Source organism: Trichodesmium erythraeum IMS101, assembly GCF_000014265.1.
Lineage (GTDB): Bacteria > Cyanobacteriota > Cyanobacteriia > Cyanobacteriales > Microcoleaceae > Trichodesmium > Trichodesmium erythraeum.
In genome coordinates this window covers 2336336-2359913 of record NC_008312.1, presented here as the reverse complement: position 1 = coordinate 2359913, position 23578 = coordinate 2336336, and the positions used below count along the sequence as shown (strand labels likewise).

8 protein-coding genes are annotated in these 23578 nt (G+C 36.4%); 1 reads left to right on the top strand and 7 read right to left on the bottom strand.

What is annotated here, in order from left to right:
* Positions 1-301: 301 nt before the first annotated feature.
* From TERY_RS07155 to TERY_RS07135, 5 genes are all read right to left on the bottom strand, one after another.
* Positions 302-655: a hypothetical protein gene (locus tag TERY_RS07155; RefSeq protein ID WP_011611203.1), complete on the bottom strand. Its 354-nt coding sequence runs from the start codon at positions 653-655 to the stop codon at positions 302-304.
* A 3-nt stretch (positions 656-658) separates the two neighbouring features.
* Positions 659-5998, bottom strand: coding sequence for a tetratricopeptide repeat protein (locus TERY_RS07150; protein ID WP_011611202.1), 5340 nt, complete (start codon positions 5996-5998; stop codon positions 659-661).
* Positions 5999-6095: 97 nt separating this feature from the next.
* Positions 6096-6860 (bottom strand): Uma2 family endonuclease, encoded by a 765-nt coding sequence (locus TERY_RS07145; RefSeq protein WP_011611201.1) that lies wholly within the window; start codon positions 6858-6860, stop codon positions 6096-6098.
* Between the two features lie 3604 nt (positions 6861-10464).
* Entirely contained in the window at positions 10465-11640 is a 1176-nt protein-coding gene (locus TERY_RS07140; protein WP_011611200.1) for an AAA family ATPase, read from the bottom strand.
* Positions 11641-12115: 475 nt separating this feature from the next.
* Positions 12116-16711, bottom strand: coding sequence for an SNF2-related protein (locus TERY_RS07135; protein ID WP_011611199.1), 4596 nt, complete (start codon positions 16709-16711; stop codon positions 12116-12118).
* Positions 16712-17919: 1208 nt separating this feature from the next.
* Here TERY_RS07135 and TERY_RS07130 point away from each other — a divergent pair.
* Entirely contained in the window at positions 17920-20073 is a 2154-nt protein-coding gene (locus tag TERY_RS07130) for a polyribonucleotide nucleotidyltransferase (RefSeq protein WP_011611198.1), read from the top strand.
* Between the two features lie 552 nt (positions 20074-20625).
* On the opposite strand, the gene TERY_RS07125 is transcribed toward TERY_RS07130, so the two are convergent.
* Together TERY_RS07125 and TERY_RS07120 are read right to left on the bottom strand one after the other, a co-directional pair.
* The gene (locus TERY_RS07125; protein ID WP_011611197.1) at positions 20626-21543 is read right to left on the bottom strand and encodes a TSUP family transporter; all 918 of its coding nucleotides are present in this window, start codon (positions 21541-21543) and stop codon (positions 20626-20628) included.
* Between the two features lie 911 nt (positions 21544-22454).
* Complete coding sequence (locus TERY_RS07120) at positions 22455-23537, bottom strand: glycosyltransferase (RefSeq protein WP_011611196.1); 1083 nt, start codon at positions 23535-23537, stop codon at positions 22455-22457.
* Positions 23538-23578 lie beyond the last annotated feature (41 nt).

Sequence of the window (23578 nt, the reverse complement as noted above, 5' to 3'; positions counted from 1 at the left end):
TAATATTACTTTTTTGGGTTTTGATTTTTCAATTTAACTTACATTTTTTTGGCTGCTATCTACATTTTTCTATAGTTATTAATATTATTGCTGTTGGGTTTCATTGTGCAACGCAACCTACAATTTTGCAGCTTTTTATAGGAGGAGTTAACTGCAGTTAACCCCCCTACAAATATTTGATAATTTCTTTCTTATATAAATTTTGCAGTTGTGATTTTTCCAATTGATATTATTGGCTTTGGGTTTCGTTTTTCCTGTTTTCTGCCCAACCTACAACTACAATTTACCAACTTTAAGTTGATTATTTCTTTTCAGAGTTTTCCTCTGGTTTCGGTTCAGGAGTATTTTTTTTGATGGCATTAAGTATTAACTCTTTGGTAGATTCATTTTCGTTTCCCGGAGGAGCTTTTGCCCCGCCAAAACCTAATTTTCTCCACTCAATCTCTGGTAATTTCTTCACTTGATTTCTATAGGCTTCTTGAATTTCTAACCGAGATTCTTCCCTTAACCAATCATCAATTTGATTGGCTATTTCTTCAGAATCTTCTGGCATTTGCTCGACTAAATTTAATAAGTTGGGAAACTCTTCAGGGGGGATGGCTTGATCATTTATTATGTCAATAAATGTTTTGATAGTATAGTAGTCTTCATACATAGGTTATTCTCCTTTTCCGACAACACAAAAACCAGCCCAAAAATAAGGTGAGTTATATGGTTTACAATTGACTCCTTCTAGATTTTCCATTTTAGTAAATGTTTCTTCTAATTTTTCTTGCCAAATAATTTTTAGAGGGGACTTTATGACCCACTCTTTCAATTCTTGCACCTTTGTATCTCTTAACCAGTTTTGGGCTATTTTTAAGGCTATTATTATATTATCATATTTTTTTAATTCTTGATATAATCTTAACATTAATAACGCTGTTGCATCAACTCTCACACTCCAAAGACTGGCAATAATATTTGTACTTCCTGCTAGGAGAAAACCGCTGGGTAAACCTACATATTCTTGATTTAAGATATCTGTTAATCCTGTTTCGCAAGCGGCTAGGGTTACTAGGCGACATTTGCTTAAATTTAGGTTTTGAATAATATCTCCTAATGTGAGTTTTTCATCGGCTAATATTAATCCTGAATCTAGGGGAGAAAAAGGTTCAAATACTCCGTGACAGAAGAATAATACCGAGTTAGCAAGGGATAATTTGGAATCGTTAATTAATGCTGATTTTGTGGCTTGATTTTTTGGGATTATTTCCACATTATTAAATTGTTTTTTGATTATTGAAATAATGCCTAAGTCTTGCCCGTATAAATCTGGGGTGGGGGTTTGAATGGCAAATAAACTCTGAAATTCTTGGTTGTTTCGTTCTCTAACTTTTTGCAATATTTGGCAGCTTGGAGCATAGCTTACTCCCTGGTTAAAATAATCCTGGAGATATTTTTTTTCTGGGTTTTCTTGACTATTTTCTGGGTTATTAATGGGTAAGATATGAAGGGGGAGAAAATGTAGGAATGAATGGGGAATTAAGGTCAGTCTTTGACATTCACTTTCGAGGATGGGTTGGAGTATTTCTTTTATATGTAAAATTTCTCCTAGTTTTTCTAGGCGAGTTGTTATTTTTGTCTCCCATTCTTGTTGTAATTTTTTGGCTTTTTCCTGATTTTCTTGATGTGCTATTTTAAGTTCATAATATTTATCTACATATTCTTGTGCCCACTCCTGTAAATTTTTTAAGCCGTCTTCGGTAGACTGCCACATAAATAATTCTGATGTTGCTGTTGAGGTTGGGGGAACTAGGGTAAATGCTAGGAATTTTTCTCCCATAATATACCACTCAATAATTGCTGTCTGCTGTTCTGTGGCAAGTTGCTGAATTTCTCTAAAAGCTATTGGTTGCACTTCCTGGGTCAGGCGGAAGGTGGGGTCGTATTCCTGAATTTGATTAAATGTTTTTTCTAACTGCTGTCTGAGTTTCTGTAATTCTTCGTTTAGCTGTTTCTCAGATTTTTCTAATGATGTTTTTTCTTGTGTGTTTTGCTGTGATAGTTGTTTTCTGACTTTCTCTAGTTCTCCTTTGTTGACGCGAATTTCTTTTTGTTGTTGTTGAAGTTGTTGGGTTATTTCTGGGGGTACATTGTCTTGAGGAACTAAGTCGCGGTTGGTGAGGAGTTGGACTAGGTTTCGGGCTTGACTGCGCTCGGCTATTTCTAGTGCTTGTTCTAACTTTTTTAGGTGTATGTATGCTTGGATGGCTTTGTTATAGATATTGATGTTTTCTTTGAGTATTTCCTGGCGGCGATCGTCGGTGGTTGCCCAACTGCGGGTGAGTTCCACTGCGGTTATGGCTTTTTTATAGTTGTCGGCGGCGAGTTGCCAGTTTTGGTTGTCGAAATATAGGTCGCCTAGGTTGCTGGTGGTTTTTAGATGGGTGATGGGGTCTGCTTCTAGGGTGCGCACCAGCAAAGCTTGTTCGTATGCAGCAATGGCGGCTTCAATATTTTGGGCTTTGTCTCCCCTTATTCTGTCACTGTAGGCATTGCCGAGATTATTTTGAGTCATTGCCCAGTCGATGGGGAAGTCAGTTTGGGTGCGCACCAGCAAAGCTTGTTGGTATGCAGCAATGGCAGCTTCAATATTTTGGGCTTTGTCTCCCCTTATTCTGTTTCTGTAGGCAATGCCGAGATTATTTTGAGTTGCTGCCCAGTTGATGGGGAAGTCAGTTTGGGTGCACACCAGCAAAGCTTGTTGGAATGCAGCAATGGCGGCTTCAATATTTTCGGCTTTGTCTCCCCTTATTCTGTCACTGTAGGCAATGCCGAGATTATTTTGAGTTCCTGCCCAGTCCATGGGGAAGTCTGTTTGGGTGTACACCAGCAAAGCTTGTTGGCATGCAGCAATGGCGGCTTCAATATTTTGGGCTTTGTCTCCCCTTATTCTGTCACTGTAGGCATTGCCGAGATTATTTTGAGTCATTGCCCAGTCCATGGGGAAGTCTGTTTGGGTGCGCACCAGCAAAGCTTGTTGGCATGCAGCAATGGCGGCTTCAATATTTTGGGCTTTGTCTCCCCTTATTCTGTCACTGTAGGCATTGCCGAGATTATTTTGAGTCATTGCCCAGTCCATGGGGAAGTCAGTTTGGGTGCGCACCAGCAAAGCTTGTTGGTATGCAGCAATGGCGGCTTCAATATTTTCGGCTTTGTCTCCCCTTATTCTGTTTCTGTAGGCAATGCCGAGATTATTTTGAGTCATTGCCCAGTCCATGGGGAAGTCTGTTTGGGTGTACACCAGCAAAGCTTGTTGGCATGCAGCAATGGCGGCTTCAATATTTTCGGCTTTGTCTCCCCTTATTCTGTCTCTGTAGGCATTGCCGAGATTATTTTGAGTCATTGCCCAGTCCATGGGGAAGTCAGTTTGGGTGTACACCAGCAAAGCTTGTTGGAATGCAGCAATGGCAGCTTCAATATTTTCGGCTTTGTCTCCCCTTATTCTGTCACTGTAGGCAAGGCCGAGATTATTTTGAGTTGTTGCCCAGTTGATGGGGAAGTCTGTTTGGGTGCGCACCAGCAAAGCTTGTTGGAATGCAGCAATGGCGGCTTCAATATTTTCGGCTTTGTCTCCCCTTATTCTGTCACTGTAGGCAATGCCGAGATTATTTTGAGTCATTGCCCAGTCCATGGGGAAGTCTGTTTGGGTGCGCACCAGCAAAGCTTGTTGGTATGCAGCAATGGCAGCTTCAATATTTTCGGCTTTGTCTCCCCTTATTCTGTCACTGTAGGCAAGGCCGAGATTATTTTGAGTTGTTGCCCAGTTGATGGGGAAGTCTGTTTGGGTGCGCACCAGCAAAGCTTGTTGGAATGCAGCAATGGCGGCTTCAATATTTTCGGCTTTGTCTCCCCTTATTCTGTCACTGTAGGCAATGCCGAGATTATTTTGAGTCATTGCCCAGTCCATGGGGAAGTCTGTTTGGGTGCGCACCAGCAAAGCTTGTTGGTATGCAGCAATGGCAGCTTCAATATTTTCCGCTTTGTCTCCCCTTATTCTGTCTCTGTAGGCATTGCCGAGATTATTTTGAGTCATTGCCCAGTCCATGGGGAAGTCAGTTTGGGTGCGCACCAGCAAAGCTTGTTGGTATGCAGCAATGGCGGCTTCAATATTTTCGGCTTTGTCTCCCCTTATTCTGTTTCTGTAGGCAATGCCGAGATTATTTTGAGTCATTGCCCAGTCCATGGGGAAGTCAGTTTGGGTGTACACCAGCAAAGCTTGTTGGTATGCAGCAATGGCGGCTTCAATATTTTCGGCTTTGTCTCCCCTTATTCTGTCACTGTAGGCAATGCCGAGATTATATTGAGTCATTGCCCAGTTGATGGGGAAGTCTGTTTGGGTGTACACCAGCAAAGCTTGTTGGTATGCAGCAATGGCGGCTTCAATATTTTGGGCTTTGTCTCCCCTTATTCTGTCTCTGTAGGCAATGCCGAGATTATTTTGAGTCATTGCCCAGTCCATGGGGAAGTCTGTTTGGGTGTACACCAGCAAAGCTTGTTGGTATGCAGCAATGGCGGCTTCAATATTTTGGGCTTTGTCTCCCCTTATTCTGTCTCTGTAGGCAATGCCGAGATTATTTTGAGTCATTGCCCAGTCCATGGGGAAGTCTGTTTGGGTGTACACCAGCAAAGCTTGTTGGTATGCAGCAATGGCGGCTTCAATATTTTCGGCTTTGTCTCCCCTTATTCTGTCACTGTAGGCAATGCCGAGATTATATTGAGTCATTGCCCAGTTGATGGGGAAGTCTGTTTGGGTGTACACCAGCAAAGCTTGTTGGTATGCAGCAATGGCGGCTTCAATATTTTGGGCTTTGTCTCCCCTTATTCTGTCTCTGTAGGCAATGCCGAGATTATTTTGAGTTCTTGCCCAGTCCATGGGGAAGTCAGTTTGGGTGTACACCAGCAAAGCTTGTTGGTATGCAGCAATGGCGGCTTCAATATTTTGGGCTTTGTCTCCCCTTATTCTGTCTCTGTAGGCAATGCCGAGATTATTTTGAGTCATTGCCCAGTCCATGGGGAAGTCAGTTTGGGTGCGCACCAGCAAAGCTTGTTGGTATGCAGCAATGGCGGCTTCAATATTTTCGGCTTTGTCTCCCCTTATTCTGTTTCTGTAGGCAATGCCGAGATTATTTTGAGTCATTGCCCAGTCCATGGGGAAGTCAGTTTGGGTGTACACCAGCAAAGCTTGTTGGTATGCAGCAATGGCGGCTTCAATATTTTCGGCTTTGTCTCCCCTTATTCTGTCACTGTAGGCAATGCCGAGATTATATTGAGTCATTGCCCAGTTGATGGGGAAGTCAGTTTGGGTGTACACCAGCAAAGCTTGTTGGTATGCAGCAATGGCGGCTTCAATATTTTCGGCTTTGTCTCCCCTTATTCTCTTACTGTAGGCAACGCCGAGATTATTTTGAGTCATTGCCCACTTTTCCCGGTGACTCTTATATGTAAAAACTTTTAGCACTACTTCATAACCTGCAATGCTAATTTCCATGTTGTTTGCTTTGCTGCCCAGAGGAAATTCCTGAATGTTGTAACTGAAGTCAATAATATCTATAGCAATGCTTTTTGCTACATCCGCCTCCACTTCAGAAAAATTAGCAGTTGCCCAGTTTCGCAATATATCAGCAAAGTTATCATCAAGTTTATCTAAGTTTTGCTGCAGGAATGGGTAGACAACCTTCGAGTCACCATTACTTTCTGCAGTTACCCGCAATACTTGGATTAAAAAATCTAGTTGAGAAAGAAGCTGATCTGGTAATTTTTCTCTAGTACCAACAGTTGAACTTAAGCGATCGTAAATTTCATTTTGAGTTTTAGGTAACAACCTCCGCCGCAACGACGGAAATATCAACATTAACGCCGCCAGAGGCAAACCAACAAAAACGATAAGCAGTAGTTGGAGAAAACTCCGCCCTAATTTGAAAAGTATTTTTTTAATGAGCAAAAGTTGTTGCATGGTTAGTTTAGGTATTAGGTTTTAGGTCGCAGGTGTTAGCAGTTTAAAGATAAGAGTCCTTATGTGAATTTGCGGAAGCTCTAACTTATCCAGTAACTTATAGTTCAGCATCGACACCCAGTTCTCGCAGCCGTTGAGCTAGGCGTTCTCCCCGCTCTCGCTCCTGTTCAGCCTGTAACTGAGCTTTTTTGGCTTGAGACTCAGCTTTTTGAGCCCGCTCTCGCTCTTGTTCAGCCTGTAACCGAGCCTGTCTAGCTACCAACTGTTCTTGTCTCATTGCTTCCTGGGGAGTTGGGACCCGTTCACCATTAGCAGTAAAATAACGTAATTGACTTTCATCAACACCCAAGTATAGTTCTAATTCTTGACTCCAACGCCAACCTTGGTTATTCAACTGAATTTCTTCATACTGATTATTTTGTAGACGAAACCCCATAAACTCCAATGTTTCCGGGTCAAACCAAAAATATTCTGGGGTGCGGAAATTATCTTGATATAACCCTTTTTTCAAATTGCGATCCACCTTAGCAGTAGAGCCCGATAGTAACTCAATAATTAAATTAGGATATTGACCGTTTTCCTCCCAAACTACCCAGGACTTGCGAGGTCGCTTCTGGGTTTGCTTCACCAAGAAAAAGTCAGGACCCCGAAAATCACGATTTTTTAGTTGCTGTCGACTGTAATAAATAGTGAGGTTAGCACCGATAAAGTAATCATTACTATTGCGCCACAGCCATTCTAGGCAAATGACCAGCAATATCAGTTGCATATAGTGTTGAGAGCTTTCCATCTCTGGCTCCTCACTTTCTAGTTGAGTAGCATCTGGCATTATTGCCTCTAGTTGTTGGGCAGTTAAAACCATTGACCTTCACCTTATAACTAATTAGGAATGATTGAAATTATAGCATAGCAATGTTAGGTAGCAGGTTTTAGGTGTTAGGTATTAGGTATTAGGTAGCAGGTATTAGGTATTAGGTATTAGGTAGTAGCCAGTTTAGCGATCGCTCTTCAAGAAATCACCAAATATAGTTGCCAACCTTAAACATCAAACAACCTCCTAAAATTCCTTTCATCTCAAAAAATTGACTTTTCAAACATTACTTTAACAACCTATTCAGGCAAACAACCCTGTAGTTTTTAGCTTATTATTTTGAATCAACTTATTACTTTCCTTAAGAAGTTGTAGGTTTTAACCTGCAGATTTTAGGTAGTAGCCAGTTTAGCGATCGCTCTTCAAGAAATCACCAAATATAGTTGCCAACCTTAAACATCAAACAACCTCCTAAAAATCCTTTCATCTCAAAAAATTGACTTTTCAAACATTACTTTAACAACCTATTCAGGGAAACAACCCTGTAGTTTTTAGCTTATTATTTTGAATCAACTTATTACTTTCCTTAAGAAGTTGTAGGTTTTAACTTGCAGATTTTAGGTAGTAGCCAGTTTAGCGATCGCTCTTCAAGAAATCACCAAATATAGTTGCCAACCTTAAATATTAAATAACCTCCTAAAATTCCTTTCATCTCAAAAAATTGACTTTTCAAAAATTACTTTAACAACCTATTCAGGCAAACAACCCTGTAGTTTTTAGCTTATTATTTTGAATCAACTTATTACTTTCCTTAAGAAGTTGTAGGTTTTAACCTGCAGATTTTAGGTAGTAGCCAGTTTAGCGATCGCTCTTCAATAAATCACCAAATATAGTTGCCAACCTTAAACATCAAACAACCTCCTAAAAATCCTTTCATCTCAAAAAATTGACTTTTCAAACATTACTTTAACAACCTATTCAGGGAAACAACCCTGTAGTTTTTAGCTTATTATTTTGAATCAACTTATTACTTTCCTTAAGAAGTTGTAGGTTTTAACTTGCAGATTTTAGGTAGTAGCCAGTTTAGCGATCGCTCTTCAAGAAATCACCAAATATAGTTGCCAACCTTAAATATTAAATAACCTCCTAAAATTCCTTTCATCTCAAAAAATTGACTTTTCAAAAATTACTTTAACAACCTATTCAGGCAAACAACCCTGTAGTTTTTAGCTTATTATTTTGAATCAACTTATTACTTTCCTTAAGAAGTTGTAGGTTTTAACTTGCAGATTTTAGGTAGTAGCCAGTTTAGCGATCGCTCTTCAAGAAATCACCAAATATAGTTGCCAACCTTAAATATTAAATAACCTCCTAAAATTCCTTTCATCTCAAAAAATTGACTTTTCAAAAATTACTTTAACAACCTATTCAGGCAAACAACCCTGTAGTTTTTAGCTTATTATTTTGAATCAACTTATTACTTTCCTTAAGAAGTTGTAGGTTTTAACCTGCAGATTTTAGGTAGTAGCCAGTTTAGCGATCGCTCTTCAAGAAATCACCAAATATAGTTGCCAACCTTAAACATCAAACAACCTCCTAAAAATCCTTTCATCTCAAAAAATTGACTTTTCAAACATTACTTTAACAACCTATTCAGGCAAACAACCCTGTAGTTTTTAGCTTATTATTTTGAATCAACTTATTACATTCCTTAAGAAGTTGTAGGTTTTAACTTGCAGATTTTAGGTAGTAGCCAGTTTAGCGATCGCTCTTCAAGAAATCACCAAATATAGTTGCCAACCTTAAACATCAAACAACCTCCTAAAAATCCTTTCATCTCAAAAAATTGACTTTTCAAACATTACTTTAACAACCTATTCAGGGAAACAACCCTGTAGTTTTTAGCTTATTATTTTGAATCAACTTATTACTTTCCTTAAGAAGTTGTAGGTTTTAACTTGCAGATTTTAGGTAGTAGCCAGTTTAGCGATCGCTCTTCAAGAAATCACCAAATATAGTTGCCAACCTTAAATATTAAATAACCTCCTAAAATTCCTTTCATCTCAAAAAATTGACTTTTCAAAAATTACTTTAACAACCTATTCAGGCAAACAACCCTGTAGTTTTTAGCTTATTATTTTGAATCAACTTATTACTTTCCTTAAGAAGTTGTAGGTTTTAACCTGCAGATTTTAGGTAGTAGCCAGTTTAGCGATCGCTCTTCAAGAAATCACCAAATATAGTTGCCAACCTTAAACATCAAACAACCTCCTAAAAATCCTTTCATCTCAAAAAATTGACTTTTCAAACATTACTTTAACAACCTATTCAGGGAAACAACCCTGTAGTTTTTAGCTTATTATTTTGAATCAACTTATTACTTTCCTTAAGAAGTTGTAGGTTTTAACTTGCAGATTTTAGGTAGTAGCCAGTTTAGCGATCGCTCTTCAAGAAATCACCAAATATAGTTGCCAACCTTAAATATTAAATAACCTCCTAAAATTCCTTTCATCTCAAAAAATTGACTTTTCAAAAATTACTTTAACAACCTATTCAGGCAAACAACCCTGTAGTTTTTAGCTTATTATTTTGAATCAACTTATTACTTTCCTTAAGAAGTTGTAGGTTTTAACCTGCAGATTTTAGGTAGTAGCCAGTTTAGCGATCGCTCTTCAAGAAATCACCAAATATAGTTGCCAACCTTAAATATTAAATAACCTCCTAAAATTCCTTTCATCTCAAAAAATTGACTTTTCAAAAATTACTTTAACAACCTATTCAGGCAAACAACCCTGTAGTTTTTAGCTTATTATTTTGAATCAACTTATTACTTTCCTTAAGAAGTTGTAGGTTTTAACCTGCAGATTTTAGGTAGTAGCCAGTTTAGCGATCGCTCTTCAAGAAATCACCAAATATAGTTGCCAACCTTAAACATCAAACAACCTCCTAAAAATCCTTTCATCTCAAAAAATTGACTTTTCAAACATTACTTTAACAACCTATTCAGGGAAACAACCCTGTAGTTTTTAGCTTATTATTTTGAATCAACTTATTACTTTCCTTAAGAAGTTGTAGGTTTTAACTTGCAGATTTTAGGTAGTAGCCAGTTTAGCGATCGCTCTTCAAGAAATCACCAAATATAGTTGCCAACCTTAAATATTAAATAACCTCCTAAAATTCCTTTCATCTCAAAAAATTGACTTTTCAAACATTACTTTAACAACCTATTCAGGGAAACAACCCTGTAGTTTTTAGCTTATTATTTTGAATCAACTTATTACATTCCTTAAGAAGTTGTAGGTTTTAACTTGCAGATTTTAGGTAGTAGCCAGTTTAGCGATCGCTCTTCAATAAATCACCAAATATAGTTGCCAACCTTAAACATCAAACAACCTCCTAAAAATCCTTTCATCTCAAAAAATTGACTTTTCAAACATTACTTTAACAACCTATTCAGGGAAACAACCCTGTAGTTTTTAGCTTATTATTTTGAATCAACTTATTACATTCCTTAAGAAGTTGTAGGTTTTAACTTGCAGATTTTAGGTAGTAGCCAGTTTAGCGATCGCTCTTCAATAAATCACCAAATATAGTTGCCAACCTTAAACATCAAACAACCTCCTAAAAATCATTTCATCTCAAAAAAATGCATATTTTACCATCTTACTTCTAAACCTAAATTTTCTCGAACCCTAGTTAGCTTAACCTGGTCAATTCTAATTGCTTGAGTCTGCATATCTTTTTGATATAAACGATATAAAACCAAATCATTTCTTAACTTACTAGCATTCAACATTGCATCAACAGTTTCTAAACTATGGGTAGTAGCAAATAACTGTACATTCGTTTTTCTACACCACTTAACTAACCAAGAAAATGAAAAAAGTAAAGCCTCAGTATGAATAGCTGTTTCCAGTTCATCAATTAGCAAAATACCATCCTTTAACTTAGCTATAGTTAAAGCCATAAATAATAACCGACTAACGCCATCACCAAAAGAACTTAATGGAGTAATACCTAATGTTTTATGACGTACATAAAGGCGAGAATTTTTACCTGTAATGTCAAGAATCTCTAAATCAAGAATTTCCGAATCCATCATTGAAATTAACTCAATAATCTCCGGCTTAAAACCTTGAAAAATTGCACCTGTTAAGAGTTTAATTTGCAACTGTTCTATCCTATGAGAAAAAGGAGTAACTATATCAACCGATAACCAGTTCCCCTTATATTTATTCAAAATAGTTAATGGTTGATTTTCCCAGATTCTAAAATTTTTAGATATAAACTTTTCCTGATTTTTCTCATCATTTTCATAGTCAAATATATCCGACTTAGGTATTAGCTTTAAAGGAGTAAATCTTAGTTTTAAACCTGCACCACGTCTAATTTCATTATCATCAATATCTATCTCATTAATCAAATTTTCTTGCTCATCTTCTTCATCATTATCTTTTGTAGAATCCCAGATTTCTTCAATTTCTTGATAAGTTGCTTTTGACTCTAGAAAACCAAAAGTACTATTACCAGAAACCCAAGTTTCTCCTTGATAAAAACTATCTGAATTATTGTGAGTATTTTGAGGAAATAACCACTTAAGGGATTCTAACTTTGATTTACGAGAAGATTTAACTTCTCTTCGCCAAGCAGTATTTAACCATTCCAAAGGTTCTAAAGGATTACAATAAGTATAAATTGCTTCCAAAACACTTGTTTTCCCTGAATTATTAACACCAACTAATAAATTTATTTGACCTAAATTTTCCAAAGTTAAATCTCGTATACCTCGAAAATGATGAATAGTTAAATTATCAATAGGTTGTTTATCCACTTTTAGTTATTGGTTAGTTGATATCTATAATATACCTCGATTTAGGTTTTAAGTGTTAAGTGTTAGGTATTAAGTAGCAGGTGTTAGGTTGCAGGTTGTAGGTGTCAGGTTTTAGGTGTCAGGTATCAGGTTTTAGGTTGCAGGTTTTAGGTTGCAGGTTTTAGGCTCCAGGTTTTAGGCATTAAGTGTTAGGTAGTAGTCGGTTTTATTCAGTATTTTAAAAATAAAAGTAACTATTAGAGTAACCTAACCAAAATTAAGCTTTTTTGGGTTTCACCGCTGTTATACCCAGCCTACATTTTTATAAGTATCAGTTTACTGATAACCTCAAAATTTGCATTTTTTAACTATTAATAAATGACCTCCTATTTTTCACTTTTAACCTTAGCGATCGCCTCCACCCTTCCCCCCCCCAAAAAAAAGGAGATAAAAGCATCAAAATTATCATAACTTGAGGGTGGAGAAAATCTCAAAATTATTCCTCTTTAATCACTTGATTTCTGTCAAGTATTAATAAATTTCTCAACTGATCCGTATCAAGTTCAGTCAACCATTTTTCACCCGCACCTACAACCTGCTCAGCCAACTCCTTTTTACTTTCAATTAAATCATGTATTTTCTCCTCCAAAGTTCCAGTACAAACAAACTTATGCACCTGAACATTTCGAGTTTGACCAATTCTAAATACCCGATCCGTAGCCTGATTTTCCACTGCAGGATTCCACCATCTATCAAAATGAAAAACATGATTAGCCCGAGTCAAATTTAAACCAGTACCTCCAGCTTTTAACGACAAAATCATGACAGGAGGACCTTGAGGATCCAGTTGAAATTGATCAATCATTTCCTCCCTTTTACTCCTCTGAGTAGAACCATATAAAAAAGAAACTTCCCTACCTAAACTTTTCTGCAAATAAGGTTGTAAAACCTTTCCCCATTCAGCAAATTGTGTAAAAATAATTGCCCGTTCTTCCTCAGAAATTATTTCTTCCAACATTGCCCCTAAACGTTGTAATTTCCCTGAATTTTTATCAGTAATTTCTACCTTTTTCCTACTACCTTTTTTGATTTGTAAAAGTACAGGATGATTACACAACTGTTTCAGTTTTATTAACAAAGCTAAAATTTTTCCTTTTCGCTGAATACCACCAACAGTATCAATTTCTGCCAAAGAATTTTCAACTATATTTTGATAAAGCAATGCTTGTTCATTTGCCAGTGGGCAAAAAATAGTATTTTCCTGTTTTTCTGGTAAATCTTGAATAATATCTTTATCAGTTTTAAGGCGACGGAGAATAAATGGTTGAACAAGAGAACGCAAAATTTGCAACGAACTTGTATCGCCATATTTCTCAATAGGAATAGCAAACCGACGCTGGAAAAATTGCTTTTGACCTAAATATCCAGGATTCAAAAAATCCAAAATTGACCATAATTCTGAAAGGCGATTTTCTACAGGAGTTCCTGTTAAAGCAATTCTAAATGATGCATCTAACTTTCTAGCTGCTTGAGATTGTTTTGCCTCTGGATTTTTAATATTTTGGGCTTCATCAACTATCACTGACTGCCATTTTATTGTCTCCAATATTTTCTCATCTCGATGCAATAAAGCATAACTTGTTATGACTAAATTTGTATCTTTTACTGCTGTAGCAAACCCTTTACCTTTAGCACGTTTATCCCCATGATGTACTATTGCTTTTAAAGTCGGTCCGAACTTTTTGACCTCTCTTTCCCAATTTCCTAATACAGAAGTAGGACAAACTAATAACGTAGGTCCTTTAAGTGCTTTTTGCTCTTGTTGTTTCAGTAGAAAAGCTATAGTTTGAATAGTATTATGACAAATAATATTATTAGCAACAAAATTATGATATTTGCTCACTTCAAAATCATAAACCCATCCCTCATATTCCATCTCTTCGATAGATTCTATCTGACAATAATAGACCTCTTGGTTGAGTAATTTTTGCAGCCTAGTTTTATAAATTTCTAGCTCTAAAATATTCAGTAAAGAATAAGCCTCTAAAGTTTTATTCCTCAATTTTGAAGATTTCAGTTGACCATACTCCTCTTCCCCAGCTCCACTAATAATATCCTCAATACTGTTAATAACTTTTTCTAAACTAGTAGGAGAAAAATCTTGGCAACCATCCATATAAATTGGATCCTGAATTCCTAAACTTCCCACTGGTAGTTGAGTTTTTTCTACTAACTCAGCAACTATATCAGAAGCAGGAATTCCTTCAACATTAGAGTCAGCAATTTTTTCACAAATTGACTTAAGATTTTCTTGTTTTCCTGAATCATTAAATCCTATTTCTTGTAAAAAACAGCGTGCCGAATTACCACCAAATGTACCAATATAATAGGTACAAAAAACTCCAGTACCATTAGTAGCGCATTTCTGTTGAGGTGAAATTTTCATCCAAACCCCAAAGCGTCTGAGAAGGATAGATAATTCTTGAATAAGTTGGGATGATGCTGTAGAAATTTCGACACATCTTACAGTTTTGTTTACCCAACCCTCTGCATCAAAGTAGTTGCTCAGAAAAACTCTAACGCTGTCTAAGTCAGCCTGCATTATAAATAGTGGGATAGTTTTTTCATGCGATCGCTTCCCCCAGCCATATCTTTTTTCTTCCAAAAATTTCCGATACTCTAAACTATGCGCACTAAATTCATAACAATTTTTCTTGCTACCATGAGCAACAACTTTAGGGCAATTAATTTTAATATCATATCGTTTTCCAAGTCTGCTAAAAACTTCAAGTAAACCTTCCAAAACATCCTTTCCCTTCTGAGAAACACCAAACATTCCAGAATTAACCCTTTCCCATCCTTCAGCTACTTGCCAAGCAACAAACTTAACCACATCTGGATCTTCTGGTTTCCCATCCCACATCAGCTTTGCAGGTACACAAACATCATCTCCCACCTGAAAATCATTTTTCCAACTATCGCGAATAAATAATTTATGCCTACAAGTAATAGTAATACTACTACCATCCTTCAACCTAACCTTCCGTAACTTTTCCCGTACCCACTGGCGATATAACCGTCGGATCCGAGCAAAGACAATTTTACCAGTTGTCTCATCTAAAGAATTTACCAATAACTCCTTATTAGGCTCTGTCCAAAACCCTTCCCCATCAAATTCAGCCTCACCTGCATAAGCTTGCCAAATTTGTTCTGCTTCCATTACCATACCATTAACATAAATTTCTGTATCGTGCAACACACACTTACCCAAACCCATATCGTCCGCCAAACAAGCACCCAAACCCCAACGTTCCAGAAAACTCAACCAACTTACCCCTCGTGCTTGATAATTGCGCAGTTCTCCCCGAAAATTCTCAGGAGTAGAAACTTCCTCTAAAGAACGATTATTAGTTAAAGTATCTAAAAGTTCCTGAAATTGACCCCCAGCTTCAAAATTAACAACAGGCAACTTTTCCACAGTCTGAGTATCCCCAGTCGCCAGGCGCAAAGCATCTTCCAAAGATAAACTCATTTGGTCTTTACGAGAGGCAAAGAAATTTTTAGCAGCTCGGACATCTTGACCTTGTAACTCCACCCACTCACCATTAACTTCTACTAAAGGACTATCTTGAGAAACTAATTTTTCAAATTCAGCTTTAGTTAATTTATGACCTCCAATAGACAACTGCCACTTAAAATTGAGAAGACTTTTCAACCCAAGTTTTTCAGTTTTTTTCATTTTTGGAGCTGTAGCCTGAATACTTAAGCCCAAACGAGAAGCCCACCCTTCTCGGTTAGCTAAACTAGGAGGCAAAATTACCCCCAGTCCACTATCAATAAACCGCCCACTTCCACTTTTAATAAAATCATAAGCTTGTTGTGAAGTTAGTAAGCAATATTGGGGAGTTGCTTCTTGTAAACTAGGCTCAATAATTGGATAAATTCTTGATGCTAAACCCAAACCTTTAAGCAAAGTTTCTTGAGGCAGTTTAATTGTTTTACCTTGATAATTTAAACTTGCCACAGGATTTTCCCAAATAGTTTTAGCATCAACCAAAAAATCTGGGTTATCAAGTCCTTGGAGACAATATTCTAGCTTCCATTGTTGGGAATTATTTGATGGTGAGTGGAGACAAAAACAGGCAACAAACTTATTTTCTATAGCTTGATATTCTTGTAGAGGTGACTTCCAATTATCAAGTATTTTTTGAATTTTTTTTGTTTCTTGAGGAGCAGGTAATTTTAAACTTAATTTTCCTGATAAAGACTTCAACCATTGTCTAATTGAAGAATTTAATGAGGTAGTTTCTGTTAGAGATATTTCAGCTGATAGTTGTCTAATCTGTTTATCTATTGTATTTTTCAAGAAATCCTGTATAATTTCTTGACTTGATTGAAGTCGAGGTAAATTTGAGTAACTATTATTTTTAGTAATTATTTGTAAACTTTCTAAAGAAGGATGTAATTGCCAATCAAGATTATATGTACGACAAACAAGAGGCATTTGTTGGGCAAAATTTTTCAATCTTGTTTGGTCTATAGAACTATCAATTAAAGGTTGCCAAGTTGTAATAAATTCTTGTGTAATAGATCTTTGTTCAATAGAAGGTAAAAACTTACATCTTGCTAATAAGTCAAGACTCCATCGAGCAAGATGAGACCAAAACTTTAAATCTGACCCGATGAAAGATTCAGTAGTTTGTCCTAGAGGAATAGATTGTAAAAATTTAATTGCTTCATCAGGTTCTAGACAAATTCCTTCTATTTTCCAGGGATAAATATATAAATTTTCTGGAATTTCTGATAAACTTATAGCAGAGTGAATTGGGTATAATTTTTGGTTAGATTCTGATAACTTTGTGGGGATACCTAAAGTTTGATTTGTGGATTTTTTGTGCTTTTCTAAAGATAAATATATATTTGCCTCAGATAACTTTAATAGTTCATCTAAAGTTATTGAATAAGGATTATTAGTAATTTTTTCTACTTCACCAGCATCCTCTTCTGTAACTCTGTGCCAAGCTTCTCCCCAAATAAATAAAAAACTAGGTTGTTCATGTTCTGTCACCCAAAAACTATGTAAAATTGCCATCTTAAAATATCTATCAAAAAGGTTATATTTTGACTACTAATTTTTTCTACTGTAAACCTTTGAAAAACAAAATTTCACAATAAAAACTACATCCGAGTTAAAATAACTGGATGCAAACTTCATCATTTACAATGAACAGTAAGTATGATTATTATAGCATTTTATATTCAGTAAAATTCCAGAGATATTAGGAGAGTCCAGTATTAGACTGACACAGCTAAAACTTTGCAGAGCCTTTTTTTTCTATAGTTCTTATTATAACAAGCTTTTAGAGCCTTTTATAATGCAACATTTAAGACGTGTCCTTCTAGTAAGAAAATTTGGCGTTGGTAATTTAGAAAATAAATTAAGCAGGAATAAGTATATCTACCGTCGCTTACCCACAAGTAACTGCCAATAGGCGATCGCTCCTCAAAAAAGAATCAAAATTTTCCCACTGGAGTCTCCTACCACCCTATCAAGAATTCCTAAGAGAAAATAATCTACAACTATTGAGACTTAGACTTTATTTTTTTTAGCGATAAAACTCTAAAATTCATCAAGCTCTCCAACTTGACTAATATCCTCTGGATCCTAAGCATCAGGCAAAAGCTCTCCCACCTGTTTCAGCCAATCAATAACAATAGCATGGGCCACACCAAGAACTCAACCAATCCCCTAGAAACCCATACCATTAACCTATATTTTGAGACAAAGAACCTTAATATCCTGACCATATCCAGGTGAATCACAAAAATCAACCTGATCCATGGCCATTTTTACCAATATGTTTCCTAAGATACTCACAGATATTGCAATGAAACATAGAATCTGAGTCTATAGTATTCAGAGACTTTAACTAGTCCGTAGCTCTTGTCCTATTTAATTCATCTTTCTATTTACCAACGCCGAAAAATTTCACTAATCATCTCCTTCGGATGGGTGCTTCAGAAAATGTATTAACTTACTAGGGAAAAAAATTTTTACTATCCATCATTAGCTTTTTTTATATAACTTTCGTTATAACTTTTGTCATAACAAAATTTGACAAATTTTTTTCCCATACAAAACTTAACGAGTTTCAGTCAAAGACTAGACTTCAAAAAACTTTTAACCTCTGACTTCTAGCTTCTGACCTCAGAGTTCCAACTTAAGCAATATAACACTTGCCCCATCAACAATGCTAGGATTGCCACAGAAACAAAAGAATATAGAAGGAAAAAAACTGGATGGAAGAGATAGATAAATCCATATCCTTTGACGGACGGGATATTCGACTCAAAGTTGGTTTATTTGCACCTCAAGCTGGTGGTGCTGTGATGATAGAGTCAGGAGACACAGCAGTATTAGTCACAGCTACTACAGCTAAAGGTAGAGAAGGAATAGATTTTCTACCTCTTTTGGTTGACTATGAGGAAAGACTCTACGCTGGAGGAAAAATTCCCGGTGGTTTTTTGCGCCGGGAAGGTCGTCCTCCAGAAAAGGTGACACTGACAAGTCGTTTAATTGATAGACCTCTACGCCCCCTATTTCCTAGTTGGTTACGGGATGATATTCAAATTGTGGCCACAACATTGTCCATGGATGAGGAAGTACCACCAGATGTGTTAGCCGTAACAGGTAGTTCAGTAGCAGTATTACTGGCCAAATTACCTTTTTATGGCCCAATGGCTGCAGTACGGGTAGGGCTAGTAGGGGATGACTTTATCATTAATCCTACTTACCGTGAAGTCAAAAATGGTGATTTAGACTTAGTGGTCGCTGGGTCTCCCCAGGGGGTGATCATGGTAGAAGCAGGGGCAAATCAATTGCCAGAACAAGATATTATTGAGGCAATTGATTTTGGCTATGAAGCAGTTTGTGACCTGATTCAAGCTCAACGAGAAATTATTGCTGAAATGGGTATTGAACTTGTAGAATTAGAACCTCCGGAAGTAGACCCTACCTTAGAAAACTATATCAAGGAAAAAGCTACAGAACAGATTAAAGAGATTTTGTCTCAATATGATTTAGATAAAAATCAGCGGGACGAAAAACTCGATGAAATTAAAGATTCTCTGGCAGAAAGCATCACTGAACTTCCTGAAGAAGAAGCAGTAAGAGCAATGGTTGAATCTGAAAGTATGTTGCTTGGGAATGCCTTTAAGAGCGTCACCAAAAAGTTAATGCGTCAACAAATTGTTGCTGAAGGTATCCGGGTTGATGGTCGGAAGTTAGATGAAGTACGCCCTGTTTCTTGTCGGGTAGGAGTACTGCCATCACGAGTCCACGGTAGTTCTCTATTTAATCGAGGTTTAACTCAAGTAATGTCTGCTGTTACTTTGGGAACACCAGGTGATGCTCAAGAACTAGCGGATGATTTACATCCCCAAGACGAAAAACGTTATTTGCACCATTACAACTTCCCTCCTTTTTCTGTAGGAGAAACCAAACCATTGCGACAGCCTGGTCGTAGAGAAATTGGTCATGGTGCTTTAGCAGAACGTGCTTTGATACCTGTCATACCAAAAAGCGATATTTTTCCCTATGTAATTCGAGTCGTTTCAGAAGTCCTTTCTTCAAATGGTTCAACTTCTATGGGTTCAGTTTGTGCTTCTACTCTTGGTTTAATGGATGCTGGAGTTCCTATTGTTAAACCCGTGAGTGGAGCAGCTATGGGTTTAATCAAAGAAGATGAGGAAGTCCGAATTCTGACAGATATTCAGGGTATAGAAGATTTTTTGGGTGATATGGACTTCAAAGTTGCTGGTACCGATAGTGGAATTACAGCTTTACAGATGGATATGAAAATTACAGGTTTGCCTATAGAGGTCATTGCTGATGCTATTCATCAAGCTAAACCAGCACGGATACATATTTTAGACAAGATGCTAAGTGTTCTCGATCTACCTCGTCCCGATATGTCGCCCTATGCACCGAGACTCTTAAGCTTCAAGATAGACCCAGAAATGATCGGTTTAGTCATCGGACCTGGTGGTAAAACTATTAAAGGTATTACTGAGGAAACCGGTGTTAAAATTGATATTGATGATGATGGAACCGTAACTATTGCAGCAGCAGATGGTGAAAAAGCTAAACAAGCTTGCAATATTATTCAAGGGATGACCAAGAAACTCAATCCTGGAGATGTTTATGTTGGTCGAGTGACTCGAATTATTCCTATTGGTGCTTTTGTAGAAGTATTTGCTGGAAAAGAAGGAATGGTTCATATATCCCAAATTGCAGATTATCGCGTAGGCAAGGTAGAAGATGAGCTAGCAATTGGAGATGAGGTCATTGTTAAAGTACGAGAAATAGATTCTAAGGGCCGAGTGAATTTAACTCGCTTGAATATTCACCCTGACGAAGCTGCCGCAGCTCGTGCTAATGCAATGAATTATTAAAGTATAGTTACAAGTCAAAAGTCAGACGTCAGAAATGGGGAGCAAAAATTCTGTTTTTATAGAAACCATTTAAAACCTCCTTACCTAACCATCAACCTAACAGTTTTTTGGTTGAATCATTATTGTTATAATATAGTTCCCACTTGGCTATAAAAAAGCCTCGAAGTTCTTTGATATACTAGCTAATTCAGCAAGCCTATTTAGCTTAAAAAATATATCAAATGGGTTCTATATAATATAAATAATAAGACAATTTAGTTTTTTTAGGTGCGTGGAAGTCTCCCATTAACTGGCAAACTTTTGACTTGATATAGCAAAACAGATAACTAATAGAACTATGGGAAATATTAGATCATTTTATAACTCAAATTTCCCTATGTACTAACAATAAAAAACACATTTAGTCTCCTCATAAAAAAACTTAAAGGTAATGGAAAATTTGAGATAGAATAAAAATTAATTCACCAATTATGAACCCTTAACTTTACCAGTAATTATTTATTATTAATTTCTAAATTCCTGAGTTTTAAAGACTGAATATTTACCTCAAATCTAACCTATATTTACACCTTCCCAAAAAATGTAAATTGATATAATTGCTAGCAATGCACGAAAAGCAAAACTGATAACTTCGTCTGGTAATTTTTTCATAGATCTGGTACTAAATTGTACTCCCAATAAACCACTAAATCCTAATAATAATCCTGTTTCCCATAAAACATTTCCTCTAACTGCATGACCTATACAAGCAGAAAAAGCTGTAATTACGATTACTCCTAAGCTAGTTGGAATAGCTACTTTAATTTTTTCTCCTAATAACAATATTTGTAAAGGTACCAGAATTACACCACCTCCTAAACCAAACAAACCTGCTAATAACCCAGCTAAACTACCAGTAGTAATTCTAGCGATAGGTTTCATGTATTTCTCTGGAATTTGAGAATTTATTTTTTTTATTATTGGCTCTATTAATAGCAAAGATTCATCAGTAATAGGTAATGCAAATTCTTCTGCAAAATCTTGATTATTCCTATTTTCTAGTTTAACTAAAACATCCTCGCGCAGATTTTGTTCTAATTCTTCCTGCTCTTTTTTTCTTTTTGTCACCTGTTTGCGAAACTCTACTAAATAGATATTTAAAATTAGAAATAATCCAAAAGCAAACAATAACCAACGAGAAGAAAATTGATTTTCTAAGTACACCCCTAACTGAGCAGTAATCAAAGCAGGAAAACCTATTGCTATTACTCGACTAATAGTTAAATTTCCCATCTGTAAATTTTGAATACTACCAGAAATAGCTGTTATCAAAATGGATAAAGTGGTAGTCCCAACTGCTTGTACAGGTTGGTATCCTAATGTTACTAATACTGGGATCATTACCACACCTCCACCAATGCCTAAAAAACCGGCTAGTACACCAGCAAATAATCCAGAAAAACTAATATATAATAATTCTATGTGTTCCATAATATGTTGTTATTGTTATAGTAGATGCTATATTAATTTGAATTCTTATAGTTAAGGTTTAATATTATAATTTTATTAGTATAATAGAACTTATCTAGTTACGACATAAAGTGATATGAACCTTAATAGTGTATGTCCATCTGAGTGCGTAACTTCTGTATAATACAGAATTTCAAAAAAAAATAACACAGTCAAAAAGAAAGTAGAGAATAGTAGTCATATAAATTAGATTTTCTGTGAGTGCAGTTTCCGTAGATAATGTTACCCAAGGTTCATCTTGTTTAGCAACAAATATTGCTGAGGATAAGGTTGGTAACTACATCGGTGAATGACAAATTGCTAATGTAGGAGGATGTGGTCAGCCTTTAACCAAGGTTTGTCTGCACGGAAAATTGAAAGGAGATTACAACCTTGCTAATTTTGAATTAGGTTTACCTTGCTATATTAAATAGTCTAATGTTCCCTCATTTTTGGGTAAAATTTTCCAAGACGAAAAATACAATGCTTATGGCTGCAAATCTAATTAATCTAAAACAAAGGTAATCAACCTTTTGCCAGCCTGGCTAACCTTTTTGATCTACGTTCTCAAAGTTAGATGAATTAACAGTTAATTTAGGTTCCCTAAAAAAAAGGGGCGATCGCTCGAATTATTTAAACCTTAATCAGTAAATTCCTGAATTATCTGGCTAGTAGCTAAACCAGTTTATTCCCAACTAAACTTTTTAGATCTAGTTAAACTTAACGTTCTCAGCAGCGATCGCTCCCCCACATCTTGAGCATTTACCTGCCATCATATTTTGGCCACGATTTGATTTTCTGGCCTATATGTCCCTAATAGTTGTGGGTGAATAGCGATCGCTTTCCCTAAAAAGATAGCCCTGAATTCAAAAAGAGCGATCGCTCTCATTATTTCAACCTGATACAGAAAATTGCTGAATTATCTCCCTAGTAGCTAAACCAGTTTTTTCCCAACTAAACTCTTTAGCTCTAGCCAAACTTAAGCTCATCAGACGCGATCGCTCCCCCCCATCTTGAGCAATAATATTCATCGCATCAGTTATTTCTCCCACATTTTTCGGGTTAACCAAAATAGCAGCATCTCCAGCAACTTCTGGCAGAGATGAAATATTAGAAGTAATAACAGGAGTACCACAAGCCATCGCCTCCAATACTGGAAAACCAAACCCTTCCCACAAACTAGGAAAAACCATAGCGATCGCCTGACTAATTATTTTGGGTAATTCTTCTGTAGAAACATAATCAAGAAATTTCACTAAATTTGTTAAACCTAGTTCTTTGATTTGAGTTTTTAATGTTGGTGTATAAATATTATCTGTAGGTCCGGCAAACCATAATTCATACTCAGAAAAATTTGGCAAATTAGTAAAAGCTTCGATCAACCGATGCAAATTTTTATAATGGTCGTGCCGACCGAGATAAAGAAAATAATTTTTTGTCGGTAAATCTAAAAATTGGAATCTTTGAGAATCATAACCTAGAGGAATAGGAGTAATTTTTTGAGGTGATATTTTGAAAAAATCAGTAATATCTTTTGCCGTAGCTTGGGAATTACAAATAATATGTTTTGCCTGACTTAATACTTGGGGAATGTAATATTTGAAATAAGCAGTTAAGCGAGAACCAGGTTTAGGAAAACGCAAAGGAATTAAATCATGAGCCATGACAATATAAGGACATTCAGAAAATAATGGCGCTTCTGGAAGGGGAGAAAAAATTAGATTTGCTTGTAATTTTTTAGATATATTTGATAATTGAAATTGAGTCCAAAATAATCGTCGAAAATGACCTATAGTTCCCTGAGCGGGAGTCATATTATTAGGGATAAGATGGCAGTTAAATTTGGGAATATTATTAGCAACTAATAGAATAGGATTAAGTGGCTGAAGCTGTGGCAAAATATTATTAGCATAGACAGATATTCCTGTAGGTTGGGGAATTAATACTGATAAGTTAATAAGAACTTTATTAGACATTGACACTTAGAGACAATAATTTTAAATACCGTAAGTTGGTT

Bases quoted from the DNA above. Each gene is read 5' to 3' on its own strand.
- TERY_RS07150 (WP_011611202.1), bottom strand. From the start codon at position 5,998: ATGCAACAACTTTTGCTCATTAAAAAAATACTTTTCAAATTAGGGCGG.
- TERY_RS07135 (WP_011611199.1), bottom strand. From the start codon at position 16,711: ATGGCAATTTTACATAGTTTTTGGGTGACAGAACATGAACAACCTAGT.
- TERY_RS07125 (WP_011611197.1), bottom strand. From the start codon at position 21,543: ATGGAACACATAGAATTATTATATATTAGTTTTTCTGGATTATTTGCT.
- TERY_RS07155 (WP_011611203.1), bottom strand. From the start codon at position 655: ATGTATGAAGACTACTATACTATCAAAACATTTATTGACATAATAAAT.
- TERY_RS07120 (WP_011611196.1), bottom strand. From the start codon at position 23,537: ATGTCTAATAAAGTTCTTATTAACTTATCAGTATTAATTCCCCAACCT.
- TERY_RS07145 (WP_011611201.1), bottom strand. From the start codon at position 6,860: ATGGTTTTAACTGCCCAACAACTAGAGGCAATAATGCCAGATGCTACT.
- TERY_RS07130 (WP_011611198.1), top strand. From the start codon at position 17,920: ATGGAAGAGATAGATAAATCCATATCCTTTGACGGACGGGATATTCGA.